The sequence below is a fragment of the Deinococcus rhizophilus genome (genome assembly GCF_030271215.1).
GTDB lineage: Bacteria > Deinococcota > Deinococci > Deinococcales > Deinococcaceae > Deinococcus > Deinococcus rhizophilus.
Genome location: NZ_JASNGB010000068.1, coordinates 1 through 14,139, shown reverse-complemented (window position 1 = coordinate 14,139; position 14,139 = coordinate 1). Strand labels below are relative to the sequence as shown.

Sequence of the window (14,139 nt, the reverse complement as noted above, 5' to 3'; positions counted from 1 at the left end):
GCTTCGCCGTCTTGACCCCTACTGACACCCTTTTCAAACACCCTCGAAGAGGTGCAGGAGGACAAGGGGAGCAGACCGGATCCGGTGAGGAGCCCATACGCCGTTCACAAGGGCAAATCACTCTGACCCGCCCTCGCCACCGCCGGTGCGGGGCCTGTCTGGGACAACGCTCCGCTGGCGGGAGGCGGGCCATGGTCTGGAACACTCCCAGCCTCCGCTCCTCCCGGCAGGTCCGAGTCGCTGGCCACCCTAGCGATGACCGGGCTTGCAGTCAAACCAGCACAGCGAAAGATGCACGATCACCTCCCGTCTGCCTTTTCATCAGATATTTTGACGGCAGGTGTTAAACTATCTGAATGCTGCCAAGGCATCTCACGCCGATCTTGCAGGAATCGCTGGAGGATACGCCTGTCCTGATGCTGGTCGGAGCGCGCCAGGTGGGCAAAAGCACCCTGGCCGCGGGCCTGACCCGCGCTGACCGGCATTTCACGCTGGACGACCTGAGCACCCTCGCCGCCGCGCGGGCCGATCCGGCGGGCTTTCTCCAGGCCCTGCCGAGCGGCGCCCTGATTGACGAGATCCAGCGGGCCCCGGAGCTGCTGCTGCCGCTCAAGGCCAGCGTGGACCGGGACCGCCGTCCGGGGCGCTTCCTGCTCACGGGCAGCGCCAACGTCCTGACCCTGCCGCGGGTCGCGGACTCCCTGGCCGGGCGGATGAGCGTCCACCAGCTGTGGCCCCTCTCGCAGGGCGAACTCGCGGGCGTGGACGAGGATTTTATCGCCGCGGCGTTCGGCGAGGACCTGCCCGCCGCAACCACACCCGACGACCTCCTGCCCCGCCTGCTGCAGGGCGGTTACCCGGAGGTCGTCTCGCGCCGCAGCGAGCGCCGGCGCGCCGCCTGGTTCACCGCGTACCTGCGGACGCTGATGGAACGCGACGTGCGGGACCTCAGCCGCATCAGCGGCGTGACCGAGCTGCCCCGCCTGCTGACCCTGCTGGCCCTGCGCAGCGGGAACCTGCTCAACGCGAGCGACCTCGCGCGGGATGCGGGGCTGAACAACGTCACCCTGACCCGCTATGTGGACCTGCTGCGCGCCCTGTTCCTGGTGGACACCCTGCCCGCCTGGTCGACCAACGCGGGCAAGCGGCTGATCAAGGCCCCCAAGGTGCTGTTGCCCGACAGCGGCCTGAGTGCCCACCTGCAGGGGCTGACCCTGGCCCGCCTTGAACGCGACCGGTCGCTGCTGGGCGGCCTGCTGGAGAACTTCGTCGTGGGAGAGTTGAGCCGCCAGCGGGGATGGAGTGCCGTGGACGTCGCCCTCTATCATTACCGCACGGCAGGCGGGCAAGAGGTGGACGCGGTGCTGGAGGCGCGCGACGGGCGGGTCGTGGGGGTCGAGGTCAAGGCCAGCGCGACCGTCTCCAACCGGGAGTTTCGGGGACTCCAGGCCCTGCAAGAAGACGCTGGCGCACGCTTTCACAGGGGCGTAGTACTGTATACTGGGGAGCGAGTGCTGCCCTTCGGCGAGCGGTTGCACGCTCTGCCCGTCGGCGCCTTGTGGCAGTGGCGAGGCTAAGGACCGCCCCAAGCAGAAGCGGGGCAAGGTCTGCGCCTCAGGCTCACCGCGTCCACTGCGACTGGGGCAATCCTCTTCTAAAGTCCTGGTCTGGCTGAACTTCGCCCGCGCAGACGAACCTCCAGGGCATACTCGCCCTTCCGGACCCACTCCACCTGAGCCTGGAACACGCGGTGCCGGAATCGCCCGAAGACGACCTGCGTCCGCGGCCGGGTGACGTCCATACCCTCGAGCCAGGTGCCAAATCCCGCGGCCGTGGCGAACTTCATCGGCCCCCTAGACCCTGCGGCGCAGCGCTTCGGCTTGCCCGGAGCTGATCTCTCCCAGGCGCAGGATCGAGCCGAGGGCCTGCTCCAGAAGGGCGTCGTCCAGCCGGGCCTCTGCGAGGTCGCGAAGGGTGCGTTCCACCGTGGTCACCCGGAAGCCATGTTCGTGGCGGAAGTCGTCAGCGGGAACAGATGCGCGGTGGAGCACCACACCGACAGGGGGAGGCTTGCGCAATCCCGGCAGGACGGTCAGGTGCCGGACCGGGCGATTTTTGGAGAGGGAGCTACCAGCCCGTGGGCACGGGTAGGCGCGTGGTACTTGAGGTGCGGCCCGGCGCCCCTGAGAGGGCTGGGTGACAGGCCGAGGCACATCCGCCCGCTCCGAGGGAACGCGACAGGTAAAGACGACGAACACGGCGCTCACGGCAGCTCCCCTTCAGGTCACGCCGGTCAGCCTGAGCCTGTAGCCAGGTGGTCTGGTGGCCGGAGGACCCTGTGCGGCGAGATCGAGANTCCGAGGGAACGCGACAGGTAAAGACGACGAACACGGCGCTCACGGCAGCTCCCCTTCAGGTCACGCCGGTCAGCCTGAGCCTGTAGCCAGGTGGTCTGGTGGCCGGAGGACCCTGTGCGGCGAGATCGAGATCGCGCGTGGGGCGGCCCAGTTCGCGGTACCGGGCGAAGAGGCTGGCGCCGCCCTTGAGGACGAAGCGCCCCGCGTGGGCGCTCAGGTCCAACCGGCCCAGAAAGCCCTGGTGGGCGTAGGCCATCTGCAGCGGCATGACCTGAAGCTGCGCGGGCGTGAGACCCAGGGCGGCGGCCTCGTTCTTGAGGCGCGCGGCGATGCTGGCCACCGGGTTCTTGACGATCCTGTCAGGCACGCAGCACCGCCAGGTCGGCCCGGATGACCTTCTCCACCCGGCACACCCGGGCGGCGGCGAGCAGCGGTGAGGTCGCCCCCGGTGTACCGCCCGGTCCGCCACGCTCCAAGTAGGCTTTGAGGATGGTCAGGTAGGTGCTGCGGCCAAGCTTGTGGCGGCGGGCGCAGAAGTCGGCCACAGTCTTCGGGGCATCGAAGGTGCGGATGGGCGTGCCAGTGCTGGTGTCGACGGTCCGGCCGTGGCGGTAGACCTCGTCGGTCATCCAGTGGAAGTGAACGCCACCAGCCTGGGGGGTCCGGCCGACGCTCCTCCTCGGGAGGGCGAGGTCGATTTCCAGGGGCTCGGCGGTCGTGAGGTGCAGGAGACTCGCGGCGCTTTCCAGACAGGCGACCGTCTTGGGGAAACGGAGTTGCAATTCGGCGAGGCGCTCGGCGTGGCTGCTGGCGGAGCCGCCAGCCGAGGGAACTGCGTACACGCCACGCTCGACCCGTTCGAGTTGGCCCCGCTCCACCAGACGGGTGACTTCCACGCCCTGGAATCCCGCCTCCTTCAGTTGCGCCGCGGTCACCAGGCGCGCCCGCTCGGGAGGAGTCCGCCTCCGAAACGTCGCCCAACGTCGCTCGAGGGAAGTGTTCAAAGCTTCAGGCATGATTGACTTAAAAACTATCACTTTTGAACACCTTCTACAGACCTCTTGCTCGTGGTGGCCAAGGACCCGAGAGGGTGTCCGTCCCAAAACGAGGAGCCGGAGGAAAACACTCCTTCAGTTGGCGCTCTCTAGAGACGCACGTGCTGCCGATCCTAGACGCTGAGGAAGTCCGCCGGGAGCGCGCGGTCGAGGGGCTACGCGAGTGGCAGAAGCAGGAGTAGAAAGCAGTGGACCGCGGCATCGCGGCCAACTACCCACCGCGCCTCCCGTGGTGGGGACGCCTCTTCGGGCGCCGGGGCACAAGTAAGCTTGGCGCTGCCCCGGCGCTTCCTGAGATCGGTGGACACCCTACGGCGCGAGCAGGGGTGGGGGAGCGGCACCTTTCCCGCGCCCTGTGCCGGGTGGCGAGCCTATCCCTCCCGGACCTCGACAGGTGGCGGGAGGACCGGCCGCTTCATGCGGCGGAGAGCACCGCGCTCCAGCAAGTGTTATGCAACGCTGACGTGTACGAGCGGCAGCTCTTCGCGTGCCGATTCACCTCTCCGAACGCCGGGCGTGAGGAGGAGGCGGGGTGGACCGTGCGGATGCGAACCCCGAAGTCCCGGAGGCCAACGAACCCCATGTAAACGTCGGGGCGGGTCTACACCTTGCGTCGGGCGGCTGAAGGTGCTGGTGCTGCTGGGAAGTCTCGACGAGGTAGAGGACAGGTCAAACGCGATCGGTAGGCTCTCCTCCTCTAGGCATCGAATGAGGAATGAGCTTTCAAGCTGGAAGTCGTGTGCCCCAACCGTCACGCCGCCCGGTGGTGCCGGAGCAGCCTCTCGCGCAGGTAGAAGGCCCGCGCCGACCCCGTCCTTTTGGCGGCGGTCAGCAGGGCGAGACAGGCCCCGTAAGCCGCCTTCGGGATCCTGCCGGAATGTTCGCCCAGGTATCTCGCCACCGCCGTCTCGATGTAGAACCTGGCGTTCGCCGTCAACCTGGAGTGACTGTCCTCTTGCCGGACGTGGGGGGCGAGCACCTGAACGCCTTCCAAGAAGAAGTCCTCAGGGAAGGTGTAGATCAGGGAGGCCAGGCCCTCGAGGACGTCCGGATGCCCTCCGGTTTCCGCCACGAAGCGGAGGATCGCCGCCTTTCCGCCACTTAGCGGTCGCGTCTCACGCGCCACATTGAGGTTCCAGTCGGTTCCGGCATGCATGAACTCGCGGAGGAGTTCACGCACCGCCTGGTCTCTTTGGCCGTAACTCTCCGGGTCGTGCTCGCGGGCCAACCTCTGGACGGTGGGCGCCAGTCCCTCCCAGATACGCCAGTATTCCTCCATCGAACCGGCCTTCTCACTGGCGGTGAACAGCCAGGTCAGAAGCCATCGCAGGAGGTGGGGCGAGGTGAGACACACCTGCCGGAGGGTGTCGCCGAAGACCTGATGGGCCTCCGGGAGCGTGGCGAGGAAGGAGGCGAACCGTTGCTCGAACTTTGTTCGGTCCTCGTGTGGAAATTTCTCCTGGTCCGCTTCGGAATGTCGGTGCCTCAGCCCGTCATCCTCCCCAAGCAGCATCAACATGCGCCGGTAGAGGCCGATGTGGAGGGGGTCCGCCGAGCGATCGGGAACCGTCAGGCATGGAGGGAGCATGAACCACGGACTGTGGGTGGTGAAGTCCACCGCATTCAGATCCTTAGGGGGCGGGGCAGCGAGGAAGTTTCGCCTGAAGGTCGCCAGATCCTGCCGCAACTGCTCGGCGAGCCCGCCACGCTCGACCGCCGACAATTCATGCTGCCGTAGCCGCCAGCGCCGTTCGAGGGAGTTCTGCTGGAAGCGCGCGTACTCCAACGCCCCATTCATGAGCTGCTGGGCCAGTTGAGGATCGTCGGCCCACAGGGAACGTCTGATGCCGTTGGCCGCCCCTTCTCGGACGGCACCGGACGGGTGGGTCAGGGCCGAGACGAGCTGGGCGACGACCCTGCTCCGTTCCTCGGGCGTTCGGGCGTGCCTGAGGAGCAGCGGAAAGACCTCGGCGATCAATCTCCGGTCCTCCGGATACCCGTGGGCGTCCCCCTGAATATCGTCCTCGTCCCCAACTTCGCTCAATTCCTGCTGGAAGAGTTCCTGCGTCCAGCGGAGGTCGTCAGGACTCAACTCCAAGTGGCGCCTTTGAAACAAGGAAGCGATGCTCTCTAGGAGATGCGTCCTGTGCATGAAGGCTTCTTCCGGCGTGCTCAGCGACTCGAGGGCCGCCCTGGCCCTCTCGAAAGCTTTGTGCTCAGAGGCCTCGCCTTCTGTGGCTTCGCCGTGTTTCCCCGCGCGCCCCGGCTCTCCCGCCGCCCACAGTTCGCCGAACCGGCGGTTCGTCTCCCCGTTCTCCTGTTGGAGCCTCTTCAAATCCTCGGGGAGCGGACCTCCGCGGACGAGGACGGTCCCCGGCTCGGGCCCGGCCTCTAATTCACATTCCCGCACGTCGATGCGGTGGAGAAGGAAGCGCTCGCTGACCGTCCCACGGCACGCCCTCTTCACGGCATCCACGGCGGCGAACGCCTGTTCCTGCAACTCTGAGAACTGCAGGCGCACGATCAGGTCTTCCAGGCCCTCCCTCCGCCACGGTCTCGCGTTCGACCGGTTGCGTTCGTCCGCGAGCAGGAAGGAGAGTTCATCGCCTGGGAACGCCATCCCCGAGAGGCGTGACGTGTTGCTGCTGTCGTGTGTCCTGCGGGACAGGTCGAACTGGTAGAACTCGAGCACACTGAGGATCGGGAGCGCCACCTCCCCGTACAGTCCGGGGAAGCCGGTGGCCAGGGAGCCCAGCACGGCAAACGGCGCAACCGAGTCGCTGTGCCGCAGGATGTGGTCGAAAACGTGGCGGAGTTGCTCCCTAACCTCGGTGCCCCTGGCCTGCTCGGAAAACTCAATGAGCTGGTTTTCCAGGGCGATGAGGGCGCACTTGACGACTCCGGGAAGATTGCCGAGATCGCGGTACGCGCTCCACAAATCAGGCGAGGCATAGACCTGCCTGGTACTGCCATCCCTCAGCGGGATTTCGACCTCCCACATGTCGTGGTGCCGATCCTGCTCCGGGGTCCCGTCGAGAAACTCGGCGTAGCGGCGGACGCCCTCGTTGCACAGCTCGAGGATGAAGTTCAACCCCTTCCAGAAGTGGAAGCGCAGCAGCCAGACGAACGGCCCCTTGGCCCCACTCACCAGGCCGTAATCGTGTCGGGTCCCTCCCAGGCCGAAGATGTCGTCGATGTCCCGCCGTCCATACGGTGCGAACCGCAGCCGAGCGTCGTCCTCGTCATGGTCAGTCCATGTCCAGCGTGCCAAGGCGATCAGGTCGTCCGGGTGTGACTTCGCGAAAAAGGCGCCCTCGAGCCCTCTGAGCGCGATGTCTTCGAAGGTGTTGGCGTAGCCCGCACGGTCCCGACCCTCCGTCAGAATGTCCTCCTGTAGGAAGTGGCGAAATTCGTCGGGCGTGGCCACCGCCGTCCGCAGGACGACACGAATCAGCGTCTCCGTGAGCGGGCTCCTCCGGTGATCCGTGCGCCGGACCCGCAGCAGGTGCAGCGCCAGGAGCCCGGCCTCCTGGCTTCCTCCCGGAGGATCACCGGACAGCGAAATGGCCCGGGCGAACTGCTCGAGGAGCGCGACGACGTTCGGCAGGAGCGCCTCCGGAAGTGCGTCGGGGCGGCCTTGCAGGAAGGCGATGACGTCCTGCCAGCCCTGTCCGTAGGGTCGGAGCGACGCCAGGCGCTCGTCACTACCGACCTCGCCCGGCGTCTGAGCCACGACACGCAGCGTGAAGCACAAGCGGTCGAGCAGCCGGGCGCCGTTCGCCATCAGGTCGCCCTGGAGGGCGCCCAGGAAAGCAGCCGGATGGTCCGACAGGAGGATGGTTGCCAGGACCTCGTCCTGCCAGTGGTCGGGGATGGTCGGCTCCCTCAGAAAGGACAGGAGAACTGTCGAGAAGTCGGCCTCCTCACCCAGGGCCCGCTGCAACCAGAGCCTGAAGGCCCGGACCATCGCCGGCTCACTGCCGACGGCCTCGAGGAACGCTGCGTCCGCCCGGAGCGACCGCCGGTACTCGAGGTCGATGAACTCCTCGATGGCCCAGTCCTCCAGCACGTCGTGGGCCGGATAGACCAGCCCCTGCTCCTGCCTGAGGACCCCGTCACCCTCCAGCCCCACAACGGCGTCGGCGTCGTAGTCGGCCTGCGGAACGCCGTAGACCATCCGTTTCGCCCGGTCCCGCGCGATGGCGATGAACGTCGCGCGGCGCCGGAGATCCTCTCCGCGGCGGCACCCCTCGATGACCCACGACCAGACGAGCTGCCGAAATTCGCGTTCGCCGTCACCCTGACGCAACTCGCCGCCTCTGCTGACCGCCTGAACCGCCAGGGAAGCGAGGTAGGGGTTCCGGAGCAGTTCGAACAACCTCTCGTTCCGGCCCACCTCGGCGAGGCCGGGCTGAGCCTCGATCAGCTGCGTCAGCTCTTCCCGCGTGAAGTTCGGGATCGTGGCGACGTGCTCGGCGGTGAGGTACCGCGCCAGCCCCGTGTACAGCAGCTTGGGAACGGCGTAGTCGCGGGCCGTCATGACGACGACCCAGCCCCCGGACTTCTGGAGGAAGGCCAGCAGTTCCTCGAAGGCGGACGTCACCTCAAGCTCCAGCACCTTCTCCAGCGACTCGAGGATCAGGTATTTGGTGGGGGACAGCGAGAGGGCCCCGGCGATGCGGTCCGGGCTCGCCGTCACGCCCATGGCCGTGAGGACCTCGTCGAGGGTCGCTTTGCCCAGCTGCTCCGTCCGCAGGGCGAAGACCGGTGCCGAGCCCGACCACCTGCGGGCCAACTCTCTGGCGAGAGCGGATTTCCCGGTTCCCCGTGCGCCGCCGATCAGCAGATACGGATGCCTCCCGACGCGGGTCAGCAGGTCGAGGACGAGCTCGGGGCGCTCGACATGTGCCCCGGCGATGTCAGTCCTGATGTCTCGCAGAACCCATTCCGTGCGTTCCGCGAGCCGCTGCAGGTCACGCTGGGTGTCCAGCGGCCCCAGATGGTCGAACAGGGTCCGGATGTCTTCCGGGAGATTGTCGACGGTCACGACGCCCGCGTTCATGTCGAGGGATCCGATGTGGTCGAGCACACGGGACCAGACGAGATGGGGAGGACGGCCCGACCGCTGGGCGATGAGCGAAAGTGTCGACTGGAGCGTTCCCCCGCGCTCCTGGTCCAGGTCGTAGCCGATGACGTGGAAGTGACGCAGGAAGTCCCACAGCTCACGGTCCGTCACCTCCCGGCCGCCGTTCGCCCGGGCGAGCTGCCCACGGAGCGCCTCCAGTTTCCGGCGCTTCCCCTCGCTGCTGAACCGGGCTGTCGCCACCCGGCCGAGGAAGTCGCGTTCGTCCTCGGAGAACCTCGCCCACTCCAGGAGCGGCGGCACGGTCCGCTGGTCGGCGGACACGAGCGGACCGGTGATCAGGGCTATGGCGTCGATCCCCCACTCGAAGCCGTCGCTCCGGAAATCGTTCCACGCGGCTTGGATGACCTCCACGAGGACCGCATCTCCGGCAGTGAACGACACGTCGTGTTTGATCTGGGCCAGCAGCCGGGCCCGGCGCCCGGTGGCCGGGTCCTCCACGGTGGCGATGAAGTCGTCGGTCTCATACCCCTGATGACGGCCCTGCAGCTTCAGGTGAACGATCGGCCAGGTCGGGAGGCAGGGCGCGTAGGTGCCGGTGAGTAGGTGGACCGTGAAGGCCGTCTGGACCCTGGCCTCGAAGGTCGGTCCTCCCGCTCCCGTCGAGAACGGGTTGCTGACCTGGGAGCGGGGCTCGGACACACGACGATCTTACCGGTGCCGCGTGGGCGAACGCCGGATAAATGTCGGCCTCCCCAGGGCTCAGGGGCCTCAATGGTGGGCGATGGGATCGGCGCGGGCGCGTTCGTCCAGCCATACTGCGCCTCCTTCTACAGCCGGGGTTGTTTCAGGAGGCCAGTTCCCGGACGAGGCATTCGGACGGCCAGCAGCTGCCCCCGCGGCCCCGCCGGCACATCCGAGGCAACGGGGCGCGCAGCTCGTCCCTACACTGGCGCCATGCCTGACGACGCGAGAGACGTGGCAGCTGAGCGCCGGGACCGTGAGGCCTACTTCCGGAACGAGGTCCTGACGGACGACGAGCGCTCAGCCTTCACGGGGACGAGACATTTCGAAGTCGACGACCGCTATGTTTTTCGGTTGCGGCCGGACTGGCTCGCGGATCCGGAGACGGTCGAGCTGTCTACCAGCAAGGGGCAGAATCGCCCGTACCTGCGCAGTGCCAGGGTCTCGGTTCCCTTCCCGGAAGGGGAGGCCGAGCTGACGATCTTCTCCTCCTTGACAGAACCGGCTCACGCCTTCATTCCCTTCAGGGATGCCACCAGCGGCAGGGAGACCTACGGGGCGGCCCGGTACCTGGAGGTGAAGCGGGAAGACGACTGGGTGACCCTGGATTTCAACCGGACCTACAACCCCTACTGTGCCTATGGGGACCGCTGGAACTGCACGCTGCCGCCAGCGGAAAACATGCTGTCGGTTCCCGTCCCCGTGGGAGAGAAGAGGTACAGGGACGCTCACTGAGCCGGACCCGGCGAGATGGGCTCCGTGTCGAGCGGGCAGTGCGGGCCGAGAAGGAGATGAGCCGCTTCCATAACCCGGGCCGGTAGAGCTGATTGGCTTTGCGGGGGATCAGGACGTGTTCCAGAACGTTGCTCAGCTCTCCCCCTGCTTCCTCCTCACGTCTGGTCCGCTGGCTCCATGAACAGCGCCTCCAGCTCCCCGACCGAGACCAACGGGATCGCCGCCATCTGCGTCATCAGGTCGAAGGGCTGGGTGCTCATCACACACACCGGCGATACGGTCTAAAAGCCCTCATCCGTCATGCCAAACTCCCCCAAAACCTCGGGGAGATGGCTGGCGACGAAGTCGGCGCGGCGCTGGTGCCGTTCCAGGAGAGCGCGTTCCCGCCCGCCCCTGGCCCGCCGCTTCCCCCAGATCAGCGCCTCGACGTCACTCGCCAACTCCACCGGCGTGCGGGCCACCGTGTAGTCCTTGCACTCGATGACCCACACCCGCCTCCGGTGGCGGTCCACGGCGAGCACGTCGACGTCTTCCAGATCGCCCCCGTCCAGCACCAGTCGGAGTTTTCCGATCTTGCGGACGTTCTGGCGTACCTCACACCCGTGGCGCCACGCGACCTCGGCCACCATGGCGTTAAAGGTCACCGCCGCGGCCTCCCGCAACCGGTTCAGGGCACGCGATGCCTCCGGCCGCAGCGGGGCGGCCCGATCGGGAATGGACAGACGCCCGTCCCCAAACAGGCTGGAGGCCCAGTACTGCTTCGCGCCCTCCACCACCCGGTTGCCCCACACGATCTCCTCCCCCGCGGTGCCGGGAACCAGCAGCAGGGGACGACGCGCCAGGGACAGTTCACGGTTGAACTGCCAGGGAAACACGTCGGAGGGCCGGTAGGGCTCGGGCGGGGCCAGGAAGTCCGGCCGCGGGGTCAGGACCAGGGGGGCCAGGGCCAGCAGGACCTTTCCGAGCGGCCAGCCCGACCGCTCCCGCAACACCCGCAGAAACTCGGGGAGCGGCAGGCGCGCGTTCCGCCCCTCGAACCGGTCGCCGATGTTCTGTACCTCGTTCAGGAACCCCATCAGGTCCCGGAACGTCAACCCGTACAGGCTCCGGCAGACCTCGTCAATGCAGTCCAGCCTCCAGTCCGGCTCGGTCTCCTCCGCCTCCTCCAGGTGACGGTAGCGGGCGGCGTTGTTCGCCTCCATGCTGCGGCTCAGGAGGAGCGTGGCCTGGGTAGCGCTCGCGGCCGCGTACTCCGGTGCCTGGACCCGCAGGGCGCCGTCCGGGCCGCACTCCGCCTCCACCCTCCCCAACCCGTGCTGCAGGGCATCCCCCGCGATCCCGTAGTCCACGATCGCGACCGCCGTGGCGATCAGCTCATCCACCAGCAGGAGGGACGGTGGCCGCCGCCCCGCCGGGGGTTCCGCCACCACGAGTTCGATCAGGAAGCGCAGGGCCGTACTCGTGATGTGATGCCGGCCCTCGATTCGCCGGGCATAGGGACCGTACGCGAGTTGCCGGGTGACGCCCGTGTGCGAGAGCCAGGCGACGTCGTGCCGCAGGGCCTCGTACAGGGAGAGCAGGGCCTCCAGCAGGGCCGGTCCGTCACAGGTGGCGAGGAGCCCCCGCAGCTTGTCAAACAGCAGCCCATTGGCCTTGTCCATGACCTTCCGGTCGAGCCGGGAGACGGGCCCGGCGGTCCAGCCGGACTCGGAGGCGAGCGTTCGGCCCACCACCACCTGCGCGGCCTGCCACTCGGCGACCTGGACCAGCCGGGGACGGGTGAGGTTGCGGGGATCGAGTTCGGCGTTCAGGCCGAGAGGCACCGAGAAGATGACGCGCTTGTCGCCTCGGGGCGCGACGTGCTCGACGGCGGCGCGGGTCTGCTCCGGCGTCGGCGGCCGCCCGGTCACCAGCTCGGAGAGCACGTGATGGGCGGCCGCGAGGAGGTGCCGCTCCGCCGTGTTGTCCGGCTCCCTGAGGAACTCCGCAAAGTCCTGGCCCAGCAGCAGGTGGGCCAGGCCGGCCTTTCGGTCCGCGAAGAGGCCGAAGTGGGGGTCGGACCGGTCTCCCTGCGCATGCACCATCAGGGCGAGGGCGGGCCGCCCGAGTTCCGGCAGCAGGGGGAGAAGCTGGGGCAGCCACACGGCGAGGGCCTGAACGACGTCACCTGTCGGTCGGTCTGGATCCTCCTCCTGTGGCTCCCCGACCTCCGACCCTTCTACGAGATTTTGCCCGTCCCCGTCGAGCACCCAAACCGCCGTTCCTTCGTATTCGACCACCATGGCGCGGCGGCTCCAGGGGGACACGACCGGCAGGTAGACGCCGGGAGGGGCGTCCTTCGCCCGCTCGACGGGGAGGAGCGAGACGCCGTCCAGCCAGGGCACGATGTGCCGGTCACTGGCCGCCTTGACCCCGCGGCGCCACTCCGCGGCCTGCGCCGAGCCGAGCAGCAGCGGAGTTCCTGCTTCGAACGGGAACGACCGGACGAACCCATGCTGGCAGCAGAAGGCGAGGAGTTCCACCGGCGAGCTGACCAGCAGCTCAACCTGGCCGGCCAGGGCCTGCTGGCTCTGGTGAAGGCGATACAGGGCGAGGGGCTCCTCCCGGTGGGCGGTGGCGAAGGTCTCCAGATCGTCCAGCTCCAGCAGCAGCGTCGAAGCTCGGCCTGCCGGGGCCATGCTGAAACGGAACGCGTCCCCCAGGTGAACGACCACCACGAGGGTCAGGAGGTCGTGTGGGGGCAGGTCGGGGGGCAGGTTTGGACGAAAGTCCGGCAGGTCCAGGTCCCAGCGTCCGACCCATTGGGCGGGATTGACTTCAGCAACAGGTTCCGTGAGGACGACGACGTGGAGGAGGAGTTCGGCGTCCAGCAGGTGCAGGGATTGCCGGGTACCCGGTAAGGGTGAGGCCTCCAGAGGAATGCCAAGTTGGGAAACACCGAGACGGTGGAGGGCCAGAGCCGTACGCTGCTCGCCTGCCTGGGCTACGCACGCCGTCAGGGCTTCGCTGACCCCGTGTTCCTGCGCGAGACGCACGACGGCCCTGACGGTGGCGGCGAGGAGCGCGTGGGGACAGGCGACGATCACCTCCTGACCGGACTGGACCATGGGGCGCAGGAGCAGCGGGTTGCCCTGACCGGCAGGAGCGTCGGGAGAGAGCCGGCCCAGCTTGAGGCCGAGGTGCAGCAACAGTTCCCGTGCACCCACGAGACCGACCAGGGCCGACAGTTCCGTTTGCTTGAAGGTCACCGCGACCCGGATCCGAGCGAGGGTAGCGGGGTCGGGCAGTTCGGGATGCACCGTCCCATCGGCTAACCAATGAGGCCCGGAGGGAGGCGTGAGGCGGGGAAGCCCAGCCCGCTTGACTACGGCATCGGCGAGACGCAGGGCACTGGTGATCAGGCGGTGTGCCTCGCGCGTGAAGCCACGGGGCAGATGCTCGGAACCGAGCCGCAGGCCGCCTGCCAGACTGGTCAGCACGCTCGTCCCCCCGGTCGTCGCCCCCGGGAAGACGAGGTAGGGCCCCTCGTCGAAGTCGAACAGCTCGGTGAAATGGTGCTCGTAGGGATCATCCTGCCAGGCGATGGGACCGTCGCACAGCAGCTCGGAGCACAGGATCTGCCCGAGTTCCTCACGTGTGGGACGGCGCCCCACTGGACGGCAGGCACACGCCCCGGCGGCCAGCGCCTCCAGTTGCGCGAGCATGTGCGCGTGCCCAGGCAGCAGTTGCAGCCCCGCTGCCGTCTTCAGCACCTCGATCGCCGAGCAGCCCTGGAGCAGGGCAGCAATCTCACGCGCGGGAATGGACAAGGCCGGGTTCTCGGCGACCGTACACCTCCGGCTGTCGAGGATACCGCGCGCGCCCTCCTGACATGCACCAACGGGGGCAAGGCAAAGGACACATGCCATCTCTGCTCCGTTGAGAAGCGGCACGTGACCCGAGAATGGGTGGCAGTTGCGGTGCCCCCACCGGACTCTCCGTCTAGGGGAGCGTCAGGCCATCCTTCTCCAGGTGATGGCGAGGCCCAGTTCCTCCGCGAGTTCCCTCACCCTGGAGTCGGTTCGCGCCAGCACCGGTCGTCCGACGTCGCTGACAGACGAAACCTTCCGCAGGGTGGTGACCCAGCACTGCACGAAGGGTCCTCCCCGACCCGTCGACCAAAACG

General features: G+C 67.6%; 7 protein-coding genes. 2 read left to right on the top strand and 5 right to left on the bottom strand.

Annotated elements, in window-relative coordinates; translation table 11 throughout:
- Window positions 1-356: 356 nt before the first annotated feature.
- Window positions 357-1,577, top strand: coding sequence for an ATP-binding protein (locus QOL99_RS08815; protein ID WP_285523087.1), 1,221 nt, complete (start codon window positions 357-359; stop codon window positions 1,575-1,577).
- A 276-nt stretch (window positions 1,578-1,853) separates the two neighbouring features.
- On the opposite strand, the gene QOL99_RS08810 is transcribed toward QOL99_RS08815, so the two are convergent.
- The 4 genes from QOL99_RS08810 to QOL99_RS08795 all read right to left on the bottom strand — a co-directional run bounded on the left by QOL99_RS08810 (window position 1,854) and on the right by QOL99_RS08795 (window position 9,197).
- Window positions 1,854-1,985 (bottom strand): hypothetical protein, encoded by a 132-nt coding sequence (locus tag QOL99_RS08810; protein ID WP_285523086.1) that lies wholly within the window; start codon window positions 1,983-1,985, stop codon window positions 1,854-1,856.
- 427 nt (window positions 1,986-2,412) lie between these two features.
- On the bottom strand, window positions 2,413-2,724 hold the full coding sequence (locus QOL99_RS08805) for a nucleotidyl transferase AbiEii/AbiGii toxin family protein (protein WP_285523084.1): 312 nt from the start codon (window positions 2,722-2,724) through the stop codon (window positions 2,413-2,415).
- Window positions 2,717-3,373 carry a type IV toxin-antitoxin system AbiEi family antitoxin domain-containing protein gene (locus QOL99_RS08800; RefSeq protein ID WP_285523082.1) on the bottom strand — a complete coding sequence of 219 codons (657 nt, stop codon included), beginning with the start codon at window positions 3,371-3,373 and terminating at the stop codon, window positions 2,717-2,719. Before QOL99_RS08800 ends, QOL99_RS08805 begins: the two co-directional genes overlap by 8 nt.
- A gap of 790 nt (window positions 3,374-4,163) precedes the next feature.
- A complete protein-coding gene (locus tag QOL99_RS08795) occupies window positions 4,164-9,197 on the bottom strand; it encodes an ATP-binding protein (protein WP_285523080.1) in 5,034 nt (1,677 codons plus the stop codon).
- Window positions 9,198-9,452: 255 nt separating this feature from the next.
- Between QOL99_RS08795 and QOL99_RS08790 the strand changes: the two genes are divergently transcribed.
- The gene (locus QOL99_RS08790) at window positions 9,453-9,974 is read left to right on the top strand and encodes a DUF1684 domain-containing protein (RefSeq protein ID WP_285523079.1); all 522 of its coding nucleotides are present in this window, start codon (window positions 9,453-9,455) and stop codon (window positions 9,972-9,974) included.
- Window positions 9,975-10,255: 281 nt separating this feature from the next.
- Here the strand turns inward: QOL99_RS08790 and QOL99_RS08785 are convergent, their stop codons facing one another.
- A complete protein-coding gene (locus QOL99_RS08785; protein WP_285523077.1) occupies window positions 10,256-13,783 on the bottom strand; it encodes a hypothetical protein in 3,528 nt (1,175 codons plus the stop codon).
- Window positions 13,784-14,139 lie beyond the last annotated feature (356 nt).